Raw genomic sequence first — 25,683 nt, 5'->3', positions numbered from 1 at the left:
TCCGGCGTTCTCTCACATCGTGGCGAGATGAGAATGCGGGGAGTCAATGAGTGAATGGCGAAAAGCAGCGCGGTCTATTTAGATAAACAACAACGGGACGCCATCCGGCGGTTATCACGCAGCTGGCTGTGGCGCAGCGAGCTGCCTACCTGGCTGGTGATTGTTACCGTGTATGGCGGTTGGTTCGGCACGCTCGCGCACTGGAAAACACTCGGCCTGTTGCCGGCCACCGCGCTTCTGATCCTCTTCACCACCTGGTATTTGTCGGTGCAACATGAGCTGATCCACGGGCATCCCACGCGCTGGGCCTGGTTTAACCAACTGCTGGGGGTAATGCCGCTGGCGGTGTGGTATCCGTACGGCATTTATCGCGATTCGCACCTGGCTCACCACCGTACGCACTTACTGACACTGCCGGAAGATGATCCGGAATCCTACTATTTTTCCACTCAACACTGGCATCGCCTGACGCGCTGGCAGCGAAAACTGATTCAGTTGCGTAATACCTTTGCTGGCCGTTTACTGCTGGCTCCGGCGCTGGATATTGCGCACTTGCTGGCAGGAATGGTAGCGGCATTTCGCATGCGGCAAGGTAAAACCATGCTGATGTGGCTGGTACACGGTGCGCTGTTGGGTGTGATCTTTGCCTGGATAATCCATTGTAATTTTTCCGTTATCTGGTTTGTGCTGGCGGTGAGCTACCCGGCGCTGGCTATCACGAAAGTGCGTTCTTTTCTCGAACACCGTGCAGCCGACGATCCGTTAGCGCGTTCGGTGATCAACGAAGCCGCGTGGCCGTGGCGTCTGCTGTTTCTTAACCTCAACTACCATTCCGTGCATCACGATCTGCCCGCCGTGCCGTGGTACGGCCTGCGAACGGTTTACCTGCGTGACAAAGCGGCGTACCAGCAGCGCAATAGCGGGTTTCTGGTGCGCGGCTATAGTGAATGGTTACGGCAGTTTTTCTTTACCCCGGTAGAGGTCAATGCACACCCCGCAAGCAAAGTACGCAGTGAATAACATTGCCCTGCCGATGTATGACGTCGCGCAGCCAGAAACCGCCGCGCTGGGCCAGGCGTTGTGCGAACTGCTGGCGGAGCGCGGGCTTCCGGCGCAGCAGATTTGGCCGCAAAGCGACCTGCCTTCCCACTGGCGGCGTGACGATGTGCTGCTCAGCCAGACCTGCGGCTACCCGCTGGTAACGCAATTACCGGATGTGCAACTGGTTGGCTGCTTTCACTACCTTGCGCCAGGCTGTGAAGGCTTTCGCTATCGCAGCCTGCTGGTGACGCGTGATGAGGAACGCGCGACTTCGCTGGCGGATTTTCGCGGTCGTCGCGCAGTGTGTAATTCCGCCGATTCGCAATCAGGTTATAACGTGCTGCGTTATCTGGTTTCGCAGCTTGCGGACGAAGGACGATTTTTCGCCGATGCTCCCCATTTCAGCGGCAGCCACCGGCAATCGCTGGTGGCGCTGCACAACCGTACGGCGGATATCGCCGCCATCGACTGCGTGACGTTCGCCTTATTGCAACGCCACCAACCTTCGCTGTTGCGTGGGCTGCGTGTGATAGCGCAAAGCCCGTTAGCGCCGGGGTTGCCGCTGATCACCGCGCAGCAGAGCAGCGCCGCCACGCTCGCATCTCTAAGAGAGGCGTTGCAGCAACTGGTCAGCGACGCGCGTTTTCACGACATCTGTGCCGCGGTATTGATTGGCGGTTTTAGCGTGGTCACACGACAGGACTATTCTTTGTTGTTGAGATGGCGGGATGAGGCCGCAGCACGCGGCGTCACGCAGCTATAATTCGTCAGTCATTTCATTGTGTTATCAAAGGTAAATGCCGTGAAAAGGGCACGTGCCGCCAAAGACAAGCCCGGAAAATTGGCTGAAAGTCATGCAAACCATTCACACTGTTGCCGTCCGGGAGTGCCATTTGCGAAACCGGAAAAGGATGAGATATGAGTCAGTTATTCACCGAAGTTACTATTGGCGACGTTGCGCTGGATAACCGCATCGTTATTGCCCCGATGTGCCAGTACTCCGCCGAAGAAGGAAAAGCGACCGCCTGGCATCGCATTCATTTAGGTAACCTGGCGCTCTCCGGCGCGGGGCTGCTGATAATCGAAGCCACCGCCGTTGAGCCGCAAGGGCGAATTTCGCCGCAGGATCTCGGCCTGTGGGATGACGAAACCGAGCAGGCGCTGCGCGTGGTGCTGGAGGATATTCGCCAGTACTCGCCGGTGAAAATCGGCATCCAGCTTGGGCATGCCGGGCGTAAAGCGTCGGTCAGCGCGCCCTGGCTTGGGGGCAAACAGCTTTCCCCACAAGAGGGCGGCTGGCAAACGATCTCAGCCTCCGCGCTGGCGCACGATCCGGCAGAACGTCCACCGCTTGAAATGACGAAACAAGATTTGGCGCGGGTTAAACAGGCGTTTGTCGACAGCGCCTTGCGGGCGGTGGCGCTGGGAATAGAGGTGATTGAAATCCACGCGGCGCACGGTTATTTGTTGCATCAGTTTCTCTCGCCGCTCTCTAACCAGCGCAGTGATGAGTATGGCGGCAGCCTTGAAAATCGCCTGCGTTTCACCCAGGAAGTGTTTAGCGCCGTGCGTGAAGCGGTACCGGCTTCCGTTGCTGTAGGCATTCGCATTTCGGCGACGGACTGGGTAGAAGGTGGATGGGATCTGGAACAATCGGTGGTACTGACGAAAAAAATTGAAGCGCTGGGCGGCGCGTATGTTCACGTCTCCAGCGGCGGGCTTTCGCCGTTGCAAAGCATTAAGGTGACGGCGGGTTATCAGGTGCCGTTTGCCAAAGCATTGCGCCAGCAGACCCGTATGCCGGTTATCGCTGTGGGGTTGATTACCGAGCCACAGCACGCAGAAGCTATTTTGCAGCAAGGGGAGGCCGATCTTATCGCGCTGGCACGAGGCGCGCTCTACGATCCACGCTGGCCATGGCACGCCGCCGCCGCGTTGCATGGTGCGGTACATATCGCGCCGCAGTATCGCCGTGCCGAACCGCACGGTGTGAAAGGAACGGTTAAATAACGCATGCATCGGTGAGCTTGCTATTCTGCCAGGCTCACCGCTATTGCCCGTTAAACGCCCTTACGCACCAACTCCGCCGCTTTGAGGAATACGTCATCTTCTACGCCATCGCCCCGGTTTCTGCCTTGCCGTTCAATCTCCTGCACGATGCTGTCACGGTTAATGGCTTTGCGTTCTGAAACAAGGCCAATCACGGCCGCGCCAATGGCTAATCCAATGAGTCCCGTGTGCTCATCATTGAACTTCATGCGTTATCCCTCCCCGATTTGTCTACAGAGAAATTTAGCACACAGATATATTTCCGCCATTTATCAAAATCACTGCATTATTAATGCGTTAGTTGGCTGTTATATAAATAAAAAAGCCCGAAGCGTGAAGCCCCGGGCGTGGTGAAAGGAGAGCGATTTACTTAGAAAGATTGCCAGTTATCACGGCTCTCACCTGTTGATGAGGAGGCCAGCGCGAGCTGCGGCGACTGGCGTAATGTGCTTCTGCCTGGCTGCGCGCTACGGCGGTTCTCTTTCAGGCCAGAATCAAACATGGCGATGGTTTTATTCAGGCGCTCAGCCTCTTTTTCCAGCGACACGGCGTTAGCTTTCGCTTCCTGCACCAGCACGGCGTTTTGCTGTGTAACGCCGTCCATTTCGGTCATTGCCTGGCCAATCTGGTCGATACCACGGCTTTGTTCATCGGAGGCGACGGAAATCTCCGTCATCAGTTTATTCACATGTTCAATGGAGTTGATAATTACCGACATGGCACCACCGGCTTCCTGAACCTGTTCGGCTCCGGTTTTTACGCGGGAGACGGATTCATGAATCAGCGTTTCGATCTCTTTTGCCGCCTGCGCACTGCGGCTTGCCAGCGCACGTACTTCACTGGCTACTACGGCAAATCCACGGCCTTGCTCCCCGGCGCGAGCCGCTTCAACCGCCGCGTTCAACGCCAGTAAGTTGGTCTGGAACGAAATGCTGTTGATCACGTTGGTAATATCAGCAATTTTCTGCGAGCTTTCGGAAATCCCGTGCATGGTTTTCACCACGGTCGCGGTGATCTCGCCGCCTTTTTGCGCGGTCTGCTGAGCGTTTTCCGTCAGTTTACGGGCTTCGCGCACGTTCTCCGCGTTGTTACGCACGGTGGAAGTGAGTTCTTCCATGCTGGCGGCGGTCTGTTGCAGCGCGGCGGCTTGCTGATCGGTACGCCCGGAAAGCTCTTCGTTGCCTTCTCTGATCTCATTGGTACTGCGGTAAATGCTGGTCGAACTCTCCTGGATAGTTTCCACCGTGGTTCTCAGGTTTTCCTGCATGGTGCGGATGAAAGGAATCAACTGGCCCGCACAGTTACGACCAAATTCGTGCAATTCGTGATTCAGTTTACCGGCGGCCATGGTTTCCATATGTGTCTGAATCGCACGAATCGGTTTGACCAGGAAATTCACCAGGTAGCGGTCGGTGAGAAACAGCGTGAAGATACCGGCTATTAAGGAGGCAGCGAGCACGTATTTATTAAAAATCACCTGTTCTTGAGTTTGATCCAGTAAATCGTTGGACTGAATCGATTGTGTGTATTTTTCCGCGGTTGCGCCAAACTGCACGCTCAGCGGAGGATAGGTTTTACGAAATAAGTCGCGAAAAGTATCCGTTTGCTTATTTTTGGCTGCATTCAGCATCGGCACAATGCCGTTATTAAGCAGGGCGTCCCAGTCGCGGATCATGGCGGCAACGGTTTCACTATCAACACCTGGGTGCTGGCTGGCGCGAAACTTCGCCAGCATATCCTGGGTAATTGCCAGTGCTTTTTCAGCGGAGGCGAATGTTTTATTCGCATTTTCGTCGTCGCCGGTTTGCTGGTAATCCATGGCGCGCAGCATGCGGGTCACGGTGCGGAAATATTGATCGTTTCCTTTCACCAACAAGGCGTAGACATTTTTTTGCCCGGCGTTTTGCGTCAGTAATTGGTCAATAGTAGAAAAATTGTGAAATGTCAGGACGGTTGCCAGTCCCCAAATAATGCTGAAAAGCGATAAAATGATGATCAGCATTTTGCGGATAGTTATGTCGCGAAGTATTTTCATGTTGTTTCCCCGGTAATAAAAATTACCCTCAGGTTGGCATTGGCCCAGCTCTCTGGCTATTTCACCCTCCATGACATTTTGACCAGAACGCGATTGGCGTTAATAAAACGGTCTTTTAACTTTTTGAAAAGATGTTCTATTTTGTGAATGTTGATTTCAATCAACTTAAATATAATTAATCAGAGTGCAGAATATTATTCCTGGACTTCGATCACATAAACTATCTGAATTCATAACAGGCGTCTATTATTTTTCAACAATTACTTGAAAAGGTTATTTCTATCGGCTACCAATATTTGATTTGAATTAAGTCTTATTAAATTCAATTTGATGATTATTTCTTAGTGGCCGGATAATAAGGTCGCTATCTTATTTAATCTGCGGAAAATAAAATTGCGTGCTAATAATACGCAAGAGAAATGCCGGATTGTTATATCCGGGATTGCGGAGATTAATACATTTTTTGTTCGACATTATCGCTGATAAGGCGTCGTGAACGCCGCCAGAATAGCATGCGAAGGGAAAAATACGGCGCAAGAAAACCTCCCACGGGCGCACCGTGAGAGGTGAAGGGATCACTTTTTACCGTTAGGTTTCAACTGCTCACCCGGTTTGAGCATGAACAACTCATCATCACGCGTGGAGTAGCGCACGGTGCCATCGGCCAGCAGATATGCGCCTTCGGTAAAGCCCGCGCCGTTAATGAATGGCGCAACCGCATCGGGTTTGCCGCGCATGGCCGCTTCCAGCGTCAGCAGTGCATAAGGCGCAATATTGTCGACATTGGCATAGATATATTGCGGATCATCGATGAAAAAGTTATTCAGCCGTTTCGTTGCCAGAATATTGTCCGCCACTTTATCAGCCAGCGTCAGGTATCCTTTGTCGCCAGTAGATTGCCAGAGATCGATCAGCGCAAAAATGGCATATGGCTCGCTGTTTTTGGTGTTCAGATCCAGCTTGCTGCTTTTACCGCCCGGCTCACCGATATCACCCAGCCCCTGGCCTTTGGCAATGCCGCGCGCCACTTTCCATATCTCTGCGTCCGGTGCCAGTGTCCAGGCGCGGGCATAAGAGAGCAGGAATTCATTCCCCGCCGGGTAAGGCTTCAACACGGTGCCTTTCTTGCCGTAGTAACCATCGCGCGGCAGCGTGTAGTTCGACAAGTCGGTGCCGTTTGCCAGCATCGGGCGGAAGGTGTTGGTTTTCTCATCATAGGCGTAATGCGCAAAGGCTTTCAGGCCATCCAACGTCCACTTTTTGATGTCGTTGCCATCCGCGCCCAGTGATTTTGCCAGCGCTAATTGCATCAGGGCGTTTTCGGAGTAGAGCGTGCTGGTGCGGCCTTTGAGCATCATATTGCCTTCCAGCGCGTCGGGGCCAAATTCCGGACCAAACTGGCGCTGTGCGCGATCGCCATACTTTGAGTTGGTATCGGTGTCGTCGGAGGTTTCGGCGCGTTTCAGCGCTTGCGTAAACTGATAAACACCCAGCCCGGTCTTTTTATCGCGTGGCAACACATACTGCTCCGCCAGTCGCTTCGCCCAGGTGAGCGCGCCTTTCTCGCCATCGTGTTGATACAACAGCGAAGCTGAATAAATTAAGTCATTGCCGGCGTTAAGAAAGCTCAGACCTTTGGTGGCGAAGAACGGCGGTTGCTGTTCAAAATGGCTGGCCCACAGTTTGCCCATCTCTTTGCCGTATTCGCCGTGGCGGCTGGTTTCGAGAATTTTCCAGTCGTACACATGTGCGTTCCAGAACGCGCGGATAAAGCGGGCGGTTGCCGGTTTATCCACGGCAAACATCAGGTCGTAGTATGGGTAGGCATTTTTCAGCTCATGGACCATCTCTTTTTCGCTTGGCCCTTGTGGTTCAAGCGTTTTCAGATCGATAAAGCGGTGCCCGCCCCATAGCAGCAGCCCGCTTTTGTCCTGGTAGTGCTGGAAGTAGTAGCGGACATTATCTTCCGCCCGCTTTTTATATTTCGCGTCACCCGTCAGGTTACTCAGGCCAACCAGCACGCGCATCAGATTCTGCTGTGCGGAGAAGTTGGAAAGTACCGCCGTTTTTCCATCCGGAAAGACCCACTCCATCTGCTTACCGGTGCGTGGATCCACGCCATCCGCCAGCAGCGGCACATTGCTGTGATATTTGTCACCGGCTTTATCGATGACCGTATCGGCAAACGCTTTTACACTGCTTAATCGCGCGCTCTCCTGCGCAAATGCCGTGCAGGAGAAGATACCGAGAAGACCGACCGCCAGTGCTATTTTTGACAGTTTCATTATTTGCCTCTTAGATAAAAATAAGGATTTCTGCCGAAACCCTTATTTATGTTTGCTACCCTGCAATTATTTATTAGAAATTATATTTCACACCGACACGATAACGGGTCTGACGCTCATCGGTATATTTGCTGCCGGAAACGTTGCCCACGGCAATATACGGAGACCAGTTTTTATCAAGTTTGTATGTCAGTTTGAGATCGTGCGTCCAGTCGTAGTTTTCATTATCTGCAATCAGTACGCCGGCGGACGTGGCATGTTTGTAATCCAGCTCGTAATCGAGTTGGTAATCACCGAAAATTTTCCATGACACCGCAGCCGTCAGGTTATAGCCGTTTTCGCTGGTATCTTTTGCCGTACCGATGTTGTTGGAGTTACGTTTGAAGTACGGGCGGTAACGCAGCGTTGCGCCAACGTCATTGCTGAAGTTCACTTTGCCGCGCAGGTACGGGCGATAGTTGTTCGACGTGGAGCTACTGTCGAGTGAGAAACCCGGCTCAATCTGGAAGGTGGGGTTAATTTTATAGACGTAGCTGGCCACCACTTCGGTACCATTACTTACCGTCTCGTGATACGCTTTATCTTTATTTTGTGAACCTTTCCATTTGCCTTCCAGCGATAAACCAAAACCGTTAGCAAAACGGTGCGACATTAATAAACGATCTTTGTGATTATTACCGCCGCTATCATTTAATTCATGGCGATAATCAAATGTTACCGCCTGGGCGGCAATACTCATAAAAGGTACAGTAACTAATAACAAAGTGCGCAACATAATATCCCCTATTATTTATAGTCAAAAGGTACAAGATGTTCTCTGCGAAAAATGCAGATAGTGTTAATTCAAAGAGGAATGGTTTATTCGCTCTCAGTGCAAATTGATATAATTAGCAAGCATAATAATTATGCCAAATATAGTTTCGGTGCAGTTATTGCTGATAACAACAGCAACGCTCACGTTACTTTTAAAGTGGCGTGTGGTGCCGGGTGCCTCCCGGTGAATTGAGTGCCGATCGCCTCAATCCGTCCATAAAAATGAAACTTTATTGAGAATAACCTCATATCAGCATGACCCCTCCGCTTAGGGGGATTCACCACACAAAATACGGTTTTGTCTGCATCAAGATATCTTTATCCTATCAAGTGGAACGGACTTTTACACATTTTGAAATGATGTTTTGAGACTGAGATCGAACATTTAAAAGTAGAATGAAAATTGTTATTTTGCTGATTATAAAGATAATCTTAATTTATTAAAATTCTTTAAAATCAATAAATTAATCAAAAAATATACAAGGGTGCATGTATGCAAATTTGTAAGGTTTACCCGCCAAATAAATAGCGCAGTAAATTTATTCCTGGAATAAAAGGCGAACATTTGACACAAAATGCAATACACTGAGCACATCAGGGAGAGTATGGAAAGGAAAATCAGGGTGATTTATGTTGTCGCAAACTAAACAAACATTAAACGAGCCAGAATCACGCTTGATCTGACTGAACACATCCCGCACATTCAGGAAAAAAGACCATGCCTCCGTTAGCGGAGAGGAAAATAATAAAACATTACCCTCTGGAGTACCTACATGACTATCTACGGGAAGGATCGCCTTTTCATTTATGGTATTGAGAAAATACTCAGACAACTTAACCGGGAAAAGGGCAGCCGTTTTTGCAGTGGTGCGCCTGCTATATATGTCACCACGGGAATGGACATTGTGGAAATGTACTCGCTGTTTTTCACCCGTCCGCCCGCGCACTACTCTATTTTTATCTCCTCAGAACGCCATTTTGACTCGCTGTCGCTACTTTTCCCTGGTCTTGTGAAACTCTGTCTGGCCGAAAGGTTACGCGTTGAAGAGCTGCGTCAGGCGCTGGAAGTGATGAGTTTGTTATCGGCACAGAATCAGCAGCCGGGTTACAACCATGGCACATTTAAATTCACCAGCGCTGAACAGCAAATTATGCGCCTGCTGCTGCGTGGACATTCGGTGGAGGATATCGCCCGCATTCGCGGTGTCAGCCCGACCACCGTCAGCGTGCAGCGCAACGGGTTAATGAAGCGCACCGGCACCAAAAGTTTGCAGGCGCTTTGTTCGCTCTACACCGCAATGCGCGCATAAAAAAAGCGCCTGGCCGGCGCTTAACAACACAACCTGGTGTGGGCAAACAGCCTCAGCATGTGGCCAGTAAAAAGTCGCTGACGGTCTTCATACACAACGGCCTCTCTTCGACGTGGGGCATGTGGCTTGAGGATTCAAAAATCACCCACTGCGCCCCGGTAATATGGTCTTTGAAGGGTTGCACCACGTCCGGCGTGGCTTCGTCGTAGCGCCCGGAAATCAACAAAGTCGGCACGCGCACTTGCTTTAACCGGTCGATAATCGTCCAGTTTTTCATGCTGCCAATAACGTGGAATTCGGTGGGACCATTCATTGCGTGGTAAACGGTGGGATCAGCCTCCATGGCGTCAAAGGTGCGTTGCACCTCCGCAGGCCATGGGTCGAGCCGACACACATGACGTTGATAAAATACCTGGCTTGCCGCTTTATACTCTGCGCTATCCACCGTGCCCGCCGCCTCGTGGGTCAACAACGTGTCCTGCACATCCGGCGGTAATTGCGCGCGCAGCTTCGCCGCGCCTTCCAGCCACAGCGCCATCGAGGCCGGTGAGTTGGCGATCACCATCGCTTTCAGCCCCTGTGGCTGCGTCACCGCATGTTCTGCCGCCAGCATGCCGCCCCAGGACTGGCCGAGCAGCGCGTAGTTATCGGCAATTTCCAGCGCCTGCAGCAGATGATTGAGCTCATCAAGAAAAAGACCGGGTTGCCAGAAATCGGGGCTTTTATCCGGCAGATGGGTTGAACGACCATTACCCACTTGATCGTAGTGGATCACCGCCCGTCCGGTTTCAGCGATATCTTTGAACGCATCAACGTAGTCGTGAGTGCAACCGGGGCCGCCATGGGCCACTACCAGCGGCGTCTGCCCGCTTTGCAGATCGCCGCAGATGCGAAACCAGGTCTGATACTCCCGGAAGGGAACGTAGCCTTCGCGAATGGTATACATAGTTGACGTCTACCCTGTTAAGTGAACTGGCTTTCAGGGTAGAACGCCGAAGGCGGCGCTGAACACTAGCAAAATTGCTAGTTATTAGCTGTCGAGCAAACGGTAGTGCAACGCCCGCACCACCGCCTGTACGCGGTTGGTCGCGCCAAGTTTTTTCGCCGCCGTATTCAGATGCAACGTCACGGTTGCCACCGAGCGGTGCAGCTTGCGGGCTATCTCTTTCGCCGTTAATCCTTCGGCTGACCACGCCAGGCACTCGCGCTCGCGGTTGCTTAATTTGACATGGCGGCAAGTGAGCATCGAGGCGTCAAACAGCGGAAAGGCAGACTCCTGAAAACGGTGGGCGATAAAGGTTAATTGCGCCAGCGTGTCGCTGATATCGCGCGCTTGCTGCTGGCTGGCGACAATGCCGGTCAGGGTAACAAACCCGCCGTGCGGCAAATGCAGCGGCACCGTGGCACCGCAGGGCATATTGTGGTCGCGCATGTAATGCGTCACTTCCTGGGCGTTATCATCCAGCCTGCCATGCAGCGCCCCGCTGTCCGGGCGTTGATAGGACCAGACAAACGGCGCGCAGCTCTCCAGCGCGAAGTGCTGCACCGGGTCGACCTGGTAGTAACCGCGCTCGCACCACAAGCGGCGCATATCCTCCGGCACATTACGCATCTCCAGCAGCGATGGCGTGATAAGCGCCCCTTCCAGCGAGCGCGGAACCGGCGTGTAGTCATAAATCACCGCGTCAAAACCCAGCGCCTGCGTCTGGGTAAATAGCCCGGCAAACGCCTCCTCAAGCCTGCTGCCATTAGCAGCAGCAGGGTTTTCAATGTTTATTCGCATCATTCCCCCTCATGGTTGACGGTGCCACGCCACGGGCACGCTTTGTGCAGACTTCTCCCGTAGCGTGAGGAAGGTATGCAATTCCGGTGCCGTCACGCGGGAGAAGCAAAACTAGTATTTTTGCTAACTACCCAGCCTCCATGGATGCCGCTAGCGTAAAGAAAACGCCCGACAAACAAGGCCGGGCGCGGATAACCAGGGGAGTGGCGCACCATCGCGAGGCGTTTTTTTAACCTTACGACCCCGCATGCACCACAGGAGAATGCTGATGCACCGTTACCGTTTTCTGTTATTCCGACCATTGCAGCTACTGCCGGTATTGTTGGGAATAAGCATCATCACGTTTGCGATGGTGCGCGCGATCCCCGGCGATCCGGCGCGCATCCTGCTTGGTGTGCGCAGCACGCCAGCGGCACTGGCGCGCATTCGTGCGCAGTTCGGGCTGGATGAACCCCTGTGGGTACAGTATGGCTACTTTCTGCGCAATCTGGTGCAGGGCGAACTGGGAAAATCGATCGTCTACCGCATCGATACCCTGAAACTGATTAACTCCCGCCTTGAGCCCACCTTGTGGCTGGTGCTTGGCAGCGTGCTGCTGGCAGTTATTTTTACGGTGCCGTTGGCAGCGCTGGCGGCGCGTCAGCGTGGGCGCATCGCCGACCAGCTTATTCGCCTGTTCACCACCGCCGGCCTCGGTTTCCCCGCCTTCTGGCTGGGCATCATGATGATCATTGTTTTTAGCGTGGTGCTGGGCTGGTTCCCGGTTTCCGGTTACGGCAGCGATTTTGCCGACCAGTTGCACCATATGGTGCTGCCGTGTCTGACCGTCGCGCTGGCGCTGTCGGCGGTGTTGATCCGCAACCTGCGCGCCAGCCTGCTGATGGAGATGAGCAGCGATTACGTGATGGCCGCCAGAGCGCGCGGGCAGCGGGAAAACCGCATCTTCTGGCGGCATGTGTTACCCAACTCACTGGTGCCGACGCTAAACCTGCTGGCGGTGAATATCGGCTGGCTGATTGGCAGCACGGTGGTGATTGAGAGCGTGTTCGCCATTCCGGGACTGGGGCAACTGCTGGTAAAAGCGATTTTCAGCCGTGACTACATGGTGGTGCAGGGCGTGGTGATGGTATTTGCCCTTGCCACGGTCGCCGTCAACTTGCTGGCCGACATACTGACGGTAGCACTGGATCCGAGGGTGAAACTATGAGTGCTATCAGCGTACTGACCGTGTTACGTCGACGCGCTATTCCACAGCAGCATGCCCTTGGCGTTGGGTTGTTGATTGTTGGCTTGTGGCTGTGCGTCGCGTTATTCGCCCCGTGGCTGGCACCGTTTGATCCGATAACCCAGGATGCGACCGCCAGCTTGCTGCCGCCAGGGAGCGCACATCTTTTTGGCACGGATAACTTTGGCCGCGACATCTTCTCCCGCGTGCTGTGGGGCGCGCGGGTGGATCTGCAAATCTGTCTGCTGGGCGTTATCTTTCCGTTTCTGCTCGGCACCACGCTCGGCGCGCTGTCAGGCTACCTGGGTGGCGCGGTGGATGCGCTGATCATGCGCACTATCGATATCGTGCTGGCGTTCCCGTTTCTGGTGTTGATGCTGGCGATTATCGCCATTCTCGGGCCGGGTCTTGGCAGTTTTTACATCGCGATGGCGATGGTTGGCTGGGTCTCTTACGCCCGGCTGGTACGGGCGCAGGTATTAACCCTCAAGCAGCGTGATTTTGTGCTGGCGGCGCGTAGCCTCGGCTATGGTCATGCCCGCATTCTGTTTCGCCACTTGCTGCCTAACGCCATGACCGGCGCGCTGGTGTTTTCCATGTCGGATTGCGTGCTGGTGCTGTTAAACGGCGCGGCGGTGAGCTACCTCGGTCTTGGCGTACAACCGCCGACGGCCGAGTGGGGCGTGATGGTGGCAGAAGGGCAGAGTTTTATCACTACTGCCTGGTGGATAACCACCTTTCCGGGGCTGGCGATTGTTCTGCTGGCAATGGGCTTCAGCCTGCTGGCGGATGGTCTTGGCGACAAACTGGGAGCGCGCGTATGAGTTTGCTAAACGTCTCGCAACTGACCATTTCCCGGGGGGATGATGGCGCGCTGGTGGATAAGGTCTCTTTCCGGCTGCAGGCCGGGGAAATGCTGGGGCTGGTGGGCGAGAGCGGTTCCGGAAAAACCGTGACCTGCCGGGCGCTAATGCGACTGCTGCCGGGGCAGGGATTGACGATTAGCGGTGGCGAAGTGTGGTTTGGCGGGCGCGATCTGTTGTCGCTTAGCGAAGCGCAGATGTCGGCGGTGCGCGGACGGGAAATTGGCATGATTTTCCAGAACCCGGCCAGCCACTTAAACCCGGTAATGACCATTGGCGAGCAGATTGCCGAAAGCCGCCGCCTGCATTTCGGCGTTAACCGTCGGCAGGCAAAAGAGGATGCCAAAGAGCTGCTGCGCCAGGTGGGCATTCCCGATCCGCAAAATCGCATTAACAACTATCCGCACGAATTTTCCGGCGGTATGCGCCAGCGCGCGATGATTGCCGTGGCGCTGGCACCGGAACCGTCGCTGCTGATTGCCGATGAGCCGACTACCGCGCTGGATGTCACCGTGCAGATGCAGATCCTGCGTTTGCTCAGCACCCTGCGCGAGCAGTTAGGCCTGGCGGTGGTGATGATCACCCACGATCTCGGCGTGGTGGCGCAAACCTGCGATCGCATTGCGGTGATGTACGGCGGGCGTTTATGCGAAGTGGGCGGCAAGCGCGAAGTGCTGGCGCAGCCGCTGCACCCGTACACGCGCGGGTTGATTGATTGCCAGCCCTCCAGCGAAGGCGGGCAGGGACGGCTGGTCACCATCAATGGACAACCGCCGCTGGCAGGGAGCTTCCCGACTGGCTGCCGCTTTCACCCGCGTTGCCCGCAGGCGAGCAGCGCATGTCAGCAGCAGCCTTCGTTACTGTTCGGGCGCGACAGCCTGACGCACGCGGCGGCGTGTCATCACGCCTTACAGCCACTGACTCAGCGGGAGGGATAATGTCGACACCGGCAAACTGGCCTTTGCTGGAAGCGGATAACGTCTCAGTCACGTTTCCGGTTTCCGGCGGGTTGCTCAGCAAAAAACGCGTGGTCCACGCGGTAAACCAGGTGAAGCTCAAAATCCACGCGGGTGAAACGCTGGGATTAGTGGGCGAATCCGGCAGCGGCAAAAGCACGCTGGGGCGGGCGCTGTTGCAGCTAGAAAAGATCAATGATGGTGAAGTGCGTTTCGACGGCCACCGCGTCACTCACGGTCTGAAAAGCGACATCGCGCGGCTGCGTCTGCAAACGGCGATGATTTTTCAGGATCCGTTCGCCTCGCTTAACCCGCGGCAGACAATAGGCGAAAGCATCAGCGAAGTGCTGCGCGTCCACCAGAAAGTGCCGCGCGACCGGATTAGCGCACGGGTTGAAGAACTGCTGACGTTGGTCGGCTTGCGCCCGGAGCACGCCGCAGCCAAACCCGGCCAACTGAGCGGCGGGCAGTGCCAGCGGGCTGGGATTGCGCGGGCGCTGGCGATCGAACCCCGGTTGATTGTCGCCGACGAGTGCGTGGCGGCGCTGGATGTCTCCATTCAGGGGCAGATCGTCAATTTGCTGATGGATCTGCGCGAAAAAATGGGGCTGGCGATCCTGTTTATTGCCCACGATCTGGCGATTGTGCGCCGCCTGTGCGATCGGGTGGCGGTGATGTACCTCGGGCGGATCGTCGAAGAAGGCCCCGCAGAAGCCGTCTTTACCCATCCGCGCCACCCTTATACCGCTGCGCTGATCTCCGCCATCCCGGAAATCGACCCGGATAAACCGTTGCCGCAGGAGACGCTTACGGGCGAGCCGCCGAGCCCGGTTGCCATTCCACAAGGTTGCGCGTTTCATCCGCGCTGCCCTTACGCGCAGGTGCAGTGCCGCACTGGCGCATTACCCCCGACCCGGCAGATTGCCGATCACGCCTGGACCTGTGTGCTGACGCACGCAGGCGAGAAGAGTGTTTTTCCTTTGACTGAGGGATCCTTTGATGAAGCACAAGCAAGTTAAGTTATTGGCAGCCAGCGTTTTTCTGGCGCTCAGTGTGGTCAGTGAAATGGCGCAGGCGGCTGGCGTTCTGACGATTGGTCGTCGGGAAGACAGCACCACGTTTGATCCGATCAAATCGGCGCAGAACGCGGATAACTGGGTCTTTTCCAACGTTTTTGATCCGCTGGTGCGCGTCGATAAAACCGGCACCAAACTGGAACCGGGCGTGGCGGAAAGCTGGACAATTTCCCCGGATGGCAAGGTCTATACCTTTAAAATCCGCGATACCAAATTCTCTGACGGCACGCCGGTAAGCGCCAGCGACGCGGCTTTCAGCCTGCTGCGCATTCGTAGTGATGAAGGATCGCTCTGGCGCGACTCGTACAGCATTATTGATAAAGCCGAAGCGCCGGATGCGCGCACGCTGGTGGTGACGCTGAAATCGCCCTCTGCGCCGTTCCTGTCACAGCTGGCGTTGCCGAACGCGTCGGTGATCTCCGAGAAAGCGCTGAAAGCCGAAGGCGAAGAAACCTTCGCGGAAAAACCGGTCGGTTCCGGCGCGTTCAGCGTAAAAGAGTGGGTGCGCGGCGAAAAAATCGTGCTGGTGAAGAACCCGAACTACTGGCAGGCAAAAAATGTCAGCCTTGATGAAGTGGACTGGTTGACCATCCCGGATGACAACACGCGTATGTTGAAAGTGCAGGCCGGCGAACTGGATGCCGCGCTGACGGTGCCGTTCTCGCGCATTGCCTCGCTGCAAAAAGATAGCAACCTGAAAGTGGAGCTGGATCCGTCAACCCGCGAAGATCATCTGCTTATCAACCATTCGCACGGCGCGCTTGGCAAAGTGGAGGTGCGCCAGGCGCTGGACTTTGCCATCGATAAAGACGCGATTGTCAAAACCGTGACCTTTGGTTACGGCCAGGTGGCGAACTCCTATATTCCGGCCGGTGCGCTCTATCACTACAACGACAACTTGCGTCGCCCCTACGATCCTGAAAAAGCGAAACAGATGCTGAAAGCGGCGGGCGCGGGCGATCTGACGCTGAATTATGTGGTTAACGCCGGGGATGAAGTGGATGAGCAAATCGCCATTTTACTGCAACAGCAGCTGGCGAAAGCAGGTGTTAAGGTGAACTTGCAGAAAGTTGACCCCAGCCAGAGCTGGGACATGCTGGTGGCCGGTGAGTACGATATTTCGGTGATGTACTGGACCAACGACATTCTCGACCCGGATCAGAAAACCACCTTTGTGCTCGGCCATGACACGAACATGAACTACATGACGCGTTATAAGAACGACAAAGTGAAAGCGCTGGTGGCGGCGGCACGTGTCGAAATGGATGCGAAAAAACGTGAACAGATGTATATCGAGCTGCAAAAAATGGCTAAAGCTGATGTGAACTGGATCGATCTCTACTACAGCCCCTATCGCAATGTGACGCGGAAGAATATTGAAGGTTTCTACCAGAATCCGCTGGGACGTTTCTTCCTTGAAGATACGGTGAAAAAATAGAACAGGCTGCCGGGTGCGCATTACGTCACCCGGCGTACGCTTAAAACATCACCGTATGCAAGACGGTGCGCACCAGTATCCCGACAATCGCGCCCGGCAGCGCAAAACGGAACAGACGCACAAAGCGGCTGGCGATGCCGAGAAAAATGCCGATACCGGGCAAGTCCAGCGTCTGCACCAGAAAACCCGCCGAGGCGTTGATTTGCTCAGCCGTTAACTGCCCGTGCTGCACCATTTCGGACGCCACGCCAAAATACGCCGTCCCGCCCGCCAGGCATTTGGTTAACGCCAGCAACACATACACCGTCGAAATATGGAAAAACGACAGCAGCGGCGTGAGCAGCGTGGTTAAGGCTTCCACTACGCCCGCGGCTTTCAGTAACCCCACCACCGTTAACGACAGCAGCAGCATCGGTAGTGAACCCAGCGACAAGCGGATGGCATCTGCCCCTGCGCCGTTAATCACCGCAATCAAACCCGCGCGCGGTTTATCCTGGTGCAATTCGCCCTCTTCGTCGCGCAGGCTGGCAGCGGAGAGTTTTCGCCCCGACACATAATAGGTCAGCGTGGAGGCGGCAAGCCCGCCGATAAGCGAAATCACAATCGCCATCCCCCAGTGCAGGCCGAACGGCGTTAGCGGGTAAAAGACGTTGGCCTGACCCATGGCGAACAACATGGCCAGCGTGGCGGCGAGATGGCGGTCGGAGGTGCCTCTTCTTTCCATAATCGCCAGGGCGGCGAGAGGCGCGGCGAAACTGACAAAGTTAAGCTGGATAAGGGCGAAAATCCCCATTCCGCTGATACCAAAAGGTTTCAGAACGGGGGAGGTAAGGCGCACGATGCCATCTAAAACCCCTTTCTCCTCCAGGTATTTCATCATGATGAGCATCACCACCATGATGGGCAGCAAGGTATACAACGCAACATCTACGGAAACCTTGCCCGCCGACATGATGATTTCAATGATATTCATTCCTGACTCCGGTGAATGTTTTCACCGCTATAGTACACCCGGCAACGGTTTGGCCGCCGCTTTCACCCCAGTGTATTTACTTATTTTCTTTGCAGAGTCGCCAGTTTTACCCGAGCTACGTGATCTGGTAGGTGGCGCAATAAAGCCCCACGAAATGTGGCATTCTGGAAGAAATACAAAGAGATAGGCCGCGCAATAAAAAGAACGGTCGGCATAGCAGTGGTCGGCGTCGGGAAAATTTCACTTAACGTTCAGCCGATTATGCCGATAACCCGATTTTATGCCTGGAACACAGTGGGATGATTCGAGGTTACCGATGGGACTAAATATTTTTAAAGCACACAAGCAAAAAAAAGAAGCAGAAGAGATTGTGGTGAATGCGCGTTTTAAAGCGCGGCTGGCGGAAGAGGGGCTGGAAGAAGCCAGAAATACATCGTCAACGCTCATCAACACGCTGCTCGATCAAAAGCAACGCTATGCGGATGTCATTATCCCTGAGGCCTTGTCGGTACTGGAGAAGTGCCAAAAAGTTAACCGGCTGGAGACCAAAGTCTCGCAGGATGTGTTAGATAATTTTGCCCGCTACGACGCGCCGCAGTTGCAAACCCAGTCGGTAAAAATGACCGAAATCATTGGTACCGGGGTGAAAGGTACAGCGACCGGCGCGGCGCTCGCCCTCGGCTCGATGAGCGCGGTTTCGACATTCGGCGCGGCCTCTACCGGCACTGCGATCGCGTCGCTTTCCGGCGCTGCCGCCAGTAACGCCACGCTGGCCTGGTTTGGCGGCGGCGCGCTTTCCGCCGGTGGCGCAGGGATCGCCGGTGGCACCATGGTGCTGGGCGGCATTGTGCTGGCACCGGTCGCCATTTTCGCGATGCTGAAATACAGCCAGAATGCGGAAAAAAAACTGACCGAAGCGTATGAATATCGCAGTGCGGTTAACAAGGAAGTGGCAAAAATCAATGCGGTAATCGAAGTAGCGCAGGCCATTAACCAGCATATTTCGCTGTATGCCTCGACCATTGAAGGTATTGCTCAGCGCCTGAAAACAAGTTACCAGATGCTGGATCAGGCACTCTCAACTAACGTTGCGCACGAGCGTGTCGTTTTCCTGAAACTCCAGACCGTACTGCTGGTAAAAGCGATGAAACAGTTGCTGGCGATACGTCTGGTGGATGATCAGAATAGCCCAACGCAGGAATCCGTGACGGTGGTTTCCCATGCGCAGGCCTTCACCGAGGAGCGTGTGAATACGCTGGTGACAAACCTGATCGCCGCAAATGATCACATGACCACGACCAGCGATGTCTCTTCTCTCGCACCTGGCGAGCAGAGCGCGCTCTATTTCTGGCTGGCAGACAGCCAGCGGCGCAAAGCAACTGCCGATGATGATGAACCTTCGATTCTGGTGTGGATGGTGCTGTGCCTTCTTTTTGGCGCGCTGGGGTATTACCTGCACAGCATTGAGTGGACTTACACCTCGCTTGTTGCCTTTTTGTTCAGTTTCACCGGCTTTTCCGGGGCGTTAGGTCGTCTGTTTAATTTTGACAGCTCAGGGCTGGTGGGGACGGGCATTCTGGCCGTGATGGGATACGCAGCATATTTATTCTGGTGGGCATAATATGAAAGCACTGTTTAACGCCTCGAAAGTGGCGGCAAAAGCGTCGCCGTTACAAGCGGCATCGGCGGCGAAAGAGATTTTTGACGCCTGGCGTGATTTACAAAAATACCGTGCGGAGCAGGAAACGGCTCGCCATCAAATCACCAGGGAAACCGATGTGCAAATTGCGCGGATTCAGGCGCAAAAAGAGGTGCTATTGGAGGCGTTGAATCAGGATTTCGCGCTGCGCCAGACCTCGCTTACCCAGACGTTTGCCGTGCTGGACAAAGCGCTGGAAACGAACAATCTGGACCTGTTAGATAAATCGTTAGGCGCGATTGTGGCCATCACCCAGCAATCTTCGGTGGTGTCGCTGAAATCGTTACATGCCACGTTGCAGGACAGCCGCAACGTGATTGACCTTTAAGCCCGCTTTGCGCCAGAACCGTGCCGCGTTCTGGCGCAATGGCGTTCACAAAAAGTGAATATGTTTTTTGCCGTGATCGGGTGAGATCTCAATGCGTGCCCGCACCTGAAACACCTCGGCCAGCATCGCTTCCGTGAGCACCTCGTCTGGCGTGCCGCGCGCCACAATCTGCCCTTTTTGCATCACGATCAGCGCATCGCAGAACATGGCCGCGTGGTTCAAATCATGGATCGCGACAATGCTGGTTACCGGCAGTTCGCTGATAAGGCGCATTAACTGCATTTGATGATGAATGTCGAGATGGTTGGTAGGCTCGTCGAGCAAAATCTCGCTCGGCGCTTGCGCCAGCGCGCGGGCAATATGCACCCGCTGACGTTCGCCGCCGGAGAGGCTTTGCCAGCCCTGCTCGCTGTGCTCAAGCATGCCCACGCGCTCAAGCGCCGCCGTGACTATCTCATCATCACTGTGCGACCACGGGCTAAACGGCGAGTGGTGCGGAATGCGCCCCAGTTTCACCACATCGCGCACGCGAATGTTGGCTTCCGTCGCCGCATGCTGCTCAACAAACGCCACCCGCTGCGCCAGCGCTTTTTTTCTCAGCGTTGCGACATCGCGACCATCCAGCATCACGCTGCCGTCATCCGGGCGGCGCAGGCCGGCCAGAATGCGCAGTAGCGAGGATTTCCCTGAACCATTCGGCCCCAGCAGGCCCAGCGTCTGGCCCTTTGCTACCTCAAGCGAGACGTTATCGACAATGGTTTTTTTCCCTGCCCGCCAGCAGAGGTTTTTGGCGCTGATACTCATGCGAATTTCCTTGAGCGATAGAGAATAACCGCGAAGAACGGCACGCCCACCAGCGCGGTAACTACGCCAACCGGCAGGCTTTGCGGCGCAATCAGCGTGCGCGAGGCAATATCCGCCAGCACCATCAAAATCGCACCGGCCATCGCACACGCCACCAGTAACTGGCGGTGCAGCGGCCCGATGAAATAGCGCATCACATGCGGTACCACAAGACCCACAAAGCCAATGGAACCTGCCATGCTGACAATGGTGGCGGTGATCAGTGCGGTAACGGAAAAGAGAATCAAGCGTACCGCACCTACCGGAATGCCCAGCGAGGCGGCAGCGTCATCGCCAAAGGTAAAAGCGTCCAGCGCTTTGGCGTGATACAGGCACGCCAGCAGACCAACGATAACCACGACTAACACCAGCTGGAATTCCGGCCAGCGCACGCCGCTGAAACTGCCCAGCAGCCAGAACATCACATCCCGCGCTTGCTGCGCGCTGGCGGAGGTGCTGATGCTGTACGCGGTGATGGCGTTGAAAAGTTGGGACGCCGCGACCCCGGCGAGAATGGTGCGTTCGTTACCGCCGCGCGCGCCGTTGGTTAACACGGCGACAAACAAAAACGCGGCAAACGCGCCAACAAATGCCCCGGCAGAGAGCGACACCGCGCCTGCGCCGAGACCTAACACCACCACCGATACCGCGCCAGTGGATGCCCCGGCGGACACGCCCAGCACATAAGGTTCTGCCAGCGCGTTTTTCAGCAGGCTTTGCAGCACCGCGCCGCAAATCGCTAACCCGGCGCCGCAACAGGCGGCAACCAGCGCGCGGCTTAGGCGGAAGTCCCAAATCACCGTTTCATGGATACGGTTTAGCGGCTCACTGGTCAGCCCCAGTTTATTGCTGACGGCGTAAAAGGTGGTTCTCAGCGGAATCGCCAGTTCGCCGACGCCGACGCTGACGGCAATCACCAGTGCGAGCAGCACCAGCGATAACAACAAGAGTACCGCGTGCTGCGCTTTTTTAAGCGCAGCCGATGAGGGCGTGGTCATTTATCCAGCCCCAACTTCTCCAGTTGTGCGCCCACTTGTTCTGCGCCGTAGAACGTGCGGATGGTCGGGTTCATCGCCTGGCCGTCCATCACCACGATATGGCCTTTTTTCACCGCCTCAAGCTGGCTGACCGCCGGATCGCTTTTCAGGAATTTGATCTTCTCTTCCGCGCTGTCCAGCGCCCAGCGGTTACGATCGAGACTGGAGACAACAATCACATCCGGGTTAGAAGCAATAATGCTTTCCCAACTGAGCGTCGGCCACTCGCTTTCCGAGGTGATAGCGCTGTGCCCGCCAAGCAGGCTGGCGATATAACCGGAAGCGCTATTCTTGCCGCCGACATAGGCATCCGCCGAGGGCGAGGCGCTGGAGAACCAGAAGACAAACGACAGGTTTTTCTTGCCGTGGCCGAACTTACTGCGCAGCGCCTCTTCGCGCTGTTTAAACCCGGCAATCAGCTTCTCGCCGCGATCCTGTACATCGAAAATTTCGGCCAGATCGCTGATCTCTTTATAAAGCAGCGACGGGTTCCACAGGGTATGACGGCTACCGTAAATATCGCCGTTATCCTGTTTGGTTGCGCAGACACCCGGTGAGAGATAACTGTTTGCGCCAATGGCGGACAAATCTTCGCGCTTCGCCACTTTGCTGTCCGGCCCCAGCAGGATCGGCAACTGGGCGGCCACGAAATCTGGCTCCTGGGCAATGATCGACTCAAGCGTTGGGATCTCGACCGTCAGCACTTTGACTTTGGCATTCTGCGCGGCAAGCTGCGGCAGCACTTTGGTCGGCCAGAACGCGCTGGCCACCATTTTGTCCTGCAAACCAAGCAGCAGCATGATTTCTGCCGTGTTCTGCCCCAGCGCCACCACGCGCTGCGGCGCTTTGTCGAACGTAACCTGCACTCCGCAGTTTTCAATGGTCAGCGGATAATGGGTGGCTTGCGCCAGAGCGGAACCCGCAAACAACATCCCCAGTGCAAACAACGATTTTTTAAACATTGGCATCATCATGACCTTGAGAAAGTATTAGTTTTGTAAATGCAAATCATTCTTATGGCGGCTCTTATACCGAGCGGCATGGGCCTTGTCAATATGGGGGATTATCAATGAACACCTTGTTTTCAATGTGTGTTTAAAGAGAGTTGCCAGCAGGAAATTTCCCCGGTATTAAAGACCCTTGCGCGTTTTGCTGACCTGGAACCTTCATGCTTGCCCACATTTCTGCCCCGTCGAAAGTGACCTCGCCGTATCTGCTCGCCGGTAGCCAGCTGATTTTTAATATCGGTTTTTATGCGGTGGTGCCGTTTCTGGCGATCTATCTGCGCGACGATTTGCTGCTTTCTGGCTCGTTGATTGGCTTGATCATCGGTCTGCGCACTTTCTCTCAGCAGGGCATGTTTTTATTAGGTGGCGCGTTATCCGACCGCTTTGGCGCAAGGATCATTATTCTGTGCGGCTGCGTGGTGCGTATCAGCGGGTATCTGCTGCTGGCGTTTGGCGGGGAGCTGCTGCCGGTGGTACTGGGCGCCTGTTTAACCGGCGTTGGCGGGGCGCTGTTTTCTCCGTCCATCGAAGCGCTGCTGGCGAAAGCGGGCACGCAGAGTGAAAAAGCGGGAAAGCGCAGCCGCGCGGAGTGGTTCGCGCTGTTCGCCATTTGCGGCGAATTGGGCACGGTGCTCGGGCCGCTGCTGGGTTCGCTGCTTGCCGGTTTTGGTTTCCAGCGCGTGGCGCTGGCCGGGGCGGGCGTGTTTGTGGTGGCGTTGCTGGTGCTCTTTTTCTGTCTGCCGGGTGGCAACGGGAAAACGGAAACGCTGCATGTGCTACCGTGGTGGAAAACTTTTCGCAAACCGCGTTTTGTCGCGTTTATGGTGGCCTACAGTGCTTATCTGTTCAGCTATAACCAGCTTTACCTGGCGTTGCCGGTTGAGCTGAGCCGATCGGGCAGCAGCGAGAAAACCCTCGGCCCGCTCTTTATGCTGGCGTCGGTGCTCATCATCACGTTACAGATGCCGCTGGCGCGGCTTGCCCGCCGTATTGGCGCGGCACGCATGTTGCCGGTGGGGTTTGCGCTACTGGCTGCGTCATTTATCAGCGTTGCACTGTTTGCCGCGACGCCGGCACCGGAAAACTGGCAGCGCTATGTACCCGCCGCCTGCATGGTGACGCTATTAACGCTCGGGCAAATGCTGATTGTACCGGTGGGGAAAGATCTGGTGCCATGGTTCGCGGATAACCAGAACCTCGGCGCGCATTATGGCGCACTGGCGTCGATGGGGGGCGTGACGGTGCTTGCGGGAAACTTCCTGTTAGGCGGGCAACTGGATAACGCGCTGACCCCTTCTGCGGCGGCGAGTATCGCCTGGTTGTGGCTGGCGCTGATCCCGTTGCTCAGCGCACTGGCCATGATATTTATCTGTCGCCCGATGGCGCAACACGCCGGGCGTTAGCTGCCTGGCGTGGCGTAACCGCCAGCGATAAACCACGTCAGAAAGGCGACGGCGACAATAAAAACCAGGATAGGAAACGCAATACCAATTCTCATAACACCTCGTTACGCTGTCGCCAGCATGAACACGCACCAAACCGCATCGTCTGCGGGCAGACAACGTTAGCACAAACGCGGGCAAAAAATTACCGCATCAGCGGTTAAAAACGGCTGCGATTTGCCTGCTCGACGGTAATTTTCAGGTAGCTACTGGCGATATGCTCGCGAAAATAGTTTTCCTGCTCGTGGCTCATCAAAAATGCCTGCCAGGTTTTGGGGGGCACGCCAAGATATTGCTCAACCCGGCCGTTGCTGTGTTCAAGCTCAAGTACGCAGGAGTTTGGATCGTATCCGGCGGCGCGCAGCGCGCGGCAGGAAAGGGGATGTCTTTTCATAATGTGTTCTGCTCAACGTCAATGTCAAAGTGGCACTTCTGCTATTGCTATCGGCAGTGGACGCGGAAAATTTACACTGCGGCCAGCGATTTAGCGGCGTGCCGTTTAACCAGCGTTTACTAAAGGGGGGTGTCATGCACAGAGCGGGATGCGCATTGCGCGTCGTTTCACGGTGTGAATCAGACGCCGGCAGGACGTTGCACAGCATGATCGCAGCCGTCCGGCTGTGACATGCACTTATTCGCTGTTCAGCGTGGCAAACCGGTGCGCAGAATGCCATGGTGCAGATTAACGAAAAGGGAAACCTGGCACAGTGATGCCATGGGGTAATTCATGCCTAAGCAGTGCCCTCACTAAGCAGGAGGGCACTGTTTCGCGTCGAGCAGGGCTACACGATCCGGTTAGCTGAGTAACGAGATCCAGTCGCTGGGTATATCAGTAAAAAAGGTGGCTTCCTGCGTGGCTGTTCTGGTGCCAACAATAACGTATTGGCTTAAGTCAGGGTTCGCGTCGGTTAAAATATAGTACGGCTTGCGTCCATACATATGCCCTTGATCGGGAAGTTGTGCTCCCACGCTGCCGTCGAGATTAAATTCAAAAAATAGCGCACTCTTCGGGGCGGTGATGCGATATTTATGTTTGCCATAAGAAGCGCCATCTTCAATACAGGAGGTCGAGACAGAATCCCCTTTAGAATTACTTATGATGTAACCGCCAATATCCACAAGATTTTTAAAACCGTTGGTGACAATAAGCTGTTGAATATAGGCAATAGCCTGGGCTGGAGTTCGCCCGCGGCACGACTCAATGCGCGGCTGGAACCCGGTTTTTTGTATTTCGGAAATAACACGGTTGTCACCGCGATAATAAATAGATGGCATCTCTTTCTCTCCTCATGATTACGATGGGTGTTTATCGTGCACTGCTGGTATTTAATTTTGGTTATCGGATGCGCATCAAAAAAACAACGCGCCTCTCACTGGAGATAAACGGGCGGTATAGTGACGTCATATTTATATCAACCCATTTGAGCCGATTTAAATATTATCCGCTACCCTGTGTTCATCCGATAATCATTTAAAGATA

At 54.9% G+C, this 25,683-nt stretch carries 25 protein-coding genes; 12 read left to right on the top strand and 13 right to left on the bottom strand.

The genetic code is table 11. The features are described 5' to 3' along the window. Positions 1-54 precede the first annotated feature (54 nt). The 3 genes from O3S68_RS11220 to O3S68_RS11210 all read left to right on the top strand — a co-directional run bounded on the left by O3S68_RS11220 (position 55) and on the right by O3S68_RS11210 (position 3,051). On the top strand, positions 55-1,020 hold the full coding sequence (locus O3S68_RS11220; protein WP_269231516.1) for a fatty acid desaturase: 966 nt from the start codon (positions 55-57) through the stop codon (positions 1,018-1,020). Beyond that, positions 986-1,804 carry a phosphate/phosphite/phosphonate ABC transporter substrate-binding protein gene (locus O3S68_RS11215; RefSeq protein WP_269231515.1) on the top strand — a complete coding sequence of 273 codons (819 nt, stop codon included), beginning with the start codon at positions 986-988 and terminating at the stop codon, positions 1,802-1,804. Before O3S68_RS11220 ends, O3S68_RS11215 begins: the two co-directional genes overlap by 35 nt. 155 nt (positions 1,805-1,959) lie before the next feature. After that, positions 1,960-3,051 (top strand): NADH:flavin oxidoreductase/NADH oxidase, encoded by a 1,092-nt coding sequence (locus O3S68_RS11210; protein ID WP_045508734.1) that lies wholly within the window; start codon positions 1,960-1,962, stop codon positions 3,049-3,051. A gap of 50 nt (positions 3,052-3,101) precedes the next feature. Here the strand turns inward: O3S68_RS11210 and O3S68_RS11205 are convergent, their stop codons facing one another. From O3S68_RS11205 to O3S68_RS11190, 4 genes are all read right to left on the bottom strand, one after another. Next, positions 3,102-3,299, bottom strand: a complete 198-nt coding sequence (locus tag O3S68_RS11205; RefSeq protein WP_020456882.1) for a hypothetical protein — start codon at positions 3,297-3,299, stop codon at positions 3,102-3,104. A 161-nt stretch (positions 3,300-3,460) separates the two neighbouring features. Continuing rightward, positions 3,461-5,125, bottom strand: a complete 1,665-nt coding sequence (locus tag O3S68_RS11200) for a methyl-accepting chemotaxis protein (RefSeq protein ID WP_269231514.1) — start codon at positions 5,123-5,125, stop codon at positions 3,461-3,463. Between the two features lie 575 nt (positions 5,126-5,700). Next, entirely contained in the window at positions 5,701-7,410 is a 1,710-nt protein-coding gene (locus O3S68_RS11195; RefSeq protein ID WP_269231513.1) for a pectate lyase, read from the bottom strand. A gap of 73 nt (positions 7,411-7,483) precedes the next feature. Continuing rightward, positions 7,484-8,185, bottom strand: a complete 702-nt coding sequence (locus tag O3S68_RS11190; RefSeq protein ID WP_065369098.1) for an oligogalacturonate-specific porin KdgM family protein — start codon at positions 8,183-8,185, stop codon at positions 7,484-7,486. Between the two features lie 811 nt (positions 8,186-8,996). Here O3S68_RS11190 and O3S68_RS11185 point away from each other — a divergent pair. Further along, the gene (locus O3S68_RS11185; RefSeq protein ID WP_020456886.1) at positions 8,997-9,533 is read left to right on the top strand and encodes a helix-turn-helix transcriptional regulator; all 537 of its coding nucleotides are present in this window, start codon (positions 8,997-8,999) and stop codon (positions 9,531-9,533) included. Between the two features lie 52 nt (positions 9,534-9,585). On the opposite strand, the gene O3S68_RS11180 is transcribed toward O3S68_RS11185, so the two are convergent. Then, positions 9,586-10,479: a proline iminopeptidase-family hydrolase gene (locus tag O3S68_RS11180; RefSeq protein WP_020456887.1), complete on the bottom strand. Its 894-nt coding sequence runs from the start codon at positions 10,477-10,479 to the stop codon at positions 9,586-9,588. 84 nt (positions 10,480-10,563) lie between these two features. Next, on the bottom strand, positions 10,564-11,319 hold the full coding sequence (locus O3S68_RS11175; RefSeq protein WP_020456888.1) for a LuxR family transcriptional regulator: 756 nt from the start codon (positions 11,317-11,319) through the stop codon (positions 10,564-10,566). Between the two features lie 265 nt (positions 11,320-11,584). Here O3S68_RS11175 and O3S68_RS11170 point away from each other — a divergent pair, with 265 nt between their 5' ends. The 5 genes from O3S68_RS11170 to O3S68_RS11150 are packed head-to-tail and all read left to right on the top strand — an operon-like array spanning position 11,585 to position 16,874. Further along, positions 11,585-12,523, top strand: coding sequence for an ABC transporter permease (locus tag O3S68_RS11170; protein ID WP_045508744.1), 939 nt, complete (start codon positions 11,585-11,587; stop codon positions 12,521-12,523). Further along, complete coding sequence (locus tag O3S68_RS11165) at positions 12,520-13,365, top strand: ABC transporter permease (protein ID WP_269231512.1); 846 nt, start codon at positions 12,520-12,522, stop codon at positions 13,363-13,365. Before O3S68_RS11170 ends, O3S68_RS11165 begins: the two co-directional genes overlap by 4 nt. Further along, positions 13,362-14,342, top strand: coding sequence for an ABC transporter ATP-binding protein (locus tag O3S68_RS11160; RefSeq protein WP_045508747.1), 981 nt, complete (start codon positions 13,362-13,364; stop codon positions 14,340-14,342). Before O3S68_RS11165 ends, O3S68_RS11160 begins: the two co-directional genes overlap by 4 nt. Beyond that, on the top strand, positions 14,342-15,379 hold the full coding sequence (locus O3S68_RS11155; protein ID WP_269231511.1) for an ABC transporter ATP-binding protein: 1,038 nt from the start codon (positions 14,342-14,344) through the stop codon (positions 15,377-15,379). Before O3S68_RS11160 ends, O3S68_RS11155 begins: the two co-directional genes overlap by 1 nt. Continuing rightward, on the top strand, positions 15,360-16,874 hold the full coding sequence (locus O3S68_RS11150; protein WP_020456893.1) for an ABC transporter substrate-binding protein: 1,515 nt from the start codon (positions 15,360-15,362) through the stop codon (positions 16,872-16,874). Before O3S68_RS11155 ends, O3S68_RS11150 begins: the two co-directional genes overlap by 20 nt. 40 nt (positions 16,875-16,914) lie before the next feature. Here the strand turns inward: O3S68_RS11150 and O3S68_RS11145 are convergent, their stop codons facing one another. Further along, a complete protein-coding gene (locus tag O3S68_RS11145; RefSeq protein WP_020456894.1) occupies positions 16,915-17,847 on the bottom strand; it encodes a nucleoside recognition domain-containing protein in 933 nt (310 codons plus the stop codon). Between the two features lie 316 nt (positions 17,848-18,163). On the opposite strand from O3S68_RS11145, the gene O3S68_RS11140 reads away from it, so the two are divergent. Both O3S68_RS11140 and O3S68_RS11135 read left to right on the top strand, forming a co-directional pair. Beyond that, a complete protein-coding gene (locus tag O3S68_RS11140) occupies positions 18,164-19,468 on the top strand; it encodes a hypothetical protein (RefSeq protein ID WP_160271006.1) in 1,305 nt (434 codons plus the stop codon). 1 nt (position 19,469) lies between these two features. Next, positions 19,470-19,874, top strand: coding sequence for a hypothetical protein (locus O3S68_RS11135; RefSeq protein WP_020456896.1), 405 nt, complete (start codon positions 19,470-19,472; stop codon positions 19,872-19,874). 45 nt (positions 19,875-19,919) lie between these two features. Here O3S68_RS11135 and O3S68_RS11130 read toward each other — a convergent pair whose 3' ends face one another. From O3S68_RS11130 to O3S68_RS11120, 3 genes are read right to left on the bottom strand one after another with little or no spacing between them, the layout of a single operon-like run. After that, the gene (locus O3S68_RS11130; protein ID WP_045508757.1) at positions 19,920-20,678 is read right to left on the bottom strand and encodes an ABC transporter ATP-binding protein; all 759 of its coding nucleotides are present in this window, start codon (positions 20,676-20,678) and stop codon (positions 19,920-19,922) included. Continuing rightward, on the bottom strand, positions 20,675-21,715 hold the full coding sequence (locus O3S68_RS11125; RefSeq protein ID WP_269231510.1) for a FecCD family ABC transporter permease: 1,041 nt from the start codon (positions 21,713-21,715) through the stop codon (positions 20,675-20,677). Before O3S68_RS11125 ends, O3S68_RS11130 begins: the two co-directional genes overlap by 4 nt. Next, complete coding sequence (locus O3S68_RS11120) at positions 21,712-22,716, bottom strand: ABC transporter substrate-binding protein (protein WP_020456899.1); 1,005 nt, start codon at positions 22,714-22,716, stop codon at positions 21,712-21,714. Before O3S68_RS11120 ends, O3S68_RS11125 begins: the two co-directional genes overlap by 4 nt. Before the next feature lie 206 nt (positions 22,717-22,922). Between O3S68_RS11120 and O3S68_RS11115 the strand changes: the two genes are divergently transcribed. Continuing rightward, positions 22,923-24,164 (top strand): MFS transporter, encoded by a 1,242-nt coding sequence (locus O3S68_RS11115; protein WP_269231509.1) that lies wholly within the window; start codon positions 22,923-22,925, stop codon positions 24,162-24,164. Here the strand turns inward: O3S68_RS11115 and O3S68_RS11110 are convergent. From O3S68_RS11110 to O3S68_RS11100, 3 genes are all read right to left on the bottom strand, one after another. Further along, a complete protein-coding gene (locus O3S68_RS11110) occupies positions 24,161-24,259 on the bottom strand; it encodes a YoaK family small membrane protein (protein ID WP_017455774.1) in 99 nt (32 codons plus the stop codon). The two genes, O3S68_RS11115 and O3S68_RS11110, sit on opposite strands and share 4 nt — an antisense overlap. 104 nt (positions 24,260-24,363) lie before the next feature. Beyond that, positions 24,364-24,597 (bottom strand): KTSC domain-containing protein, encoded by a 234-nt coding sequence (locus O3S68_RS11105; protein WP_020456901.1) that lies wholly within the window; start codon positions 24,595-24,597, stop codon positions 24,364-24,366. A 401-nt stretch (positions 24,598-24,998) separates the two neighbouring features. Beyond that, positions 24,999-25,478, bottom strand: a complete 480-nt coding sequence (locus O3S68_RS11100) for a hypothetical protein (RefSeq protein ID WP_020456902.1) — start codon at positions 25,476-25,478, stop codon at positions 24,999-25,001. Between the last annotated feature and the right edge of the window lie 205 nt (positions 25,479-25,683).

Origin of the sequence: Kosakonia sp. SOY2 (genome assembly GCF_027109175.1) — a bacterium.
Classification (GTDB): domain Bacteria; phylum Pseudomonadota; class Gammaproteobacteria; order Enterobacterales; family Enterobacteriaceae; genus Kosakonia.
The sequence above is the reverse complement of the archived record's forward strand: the minus strand, read 5'-3'. Positions and strand labels throughout refer to the sequence as shown.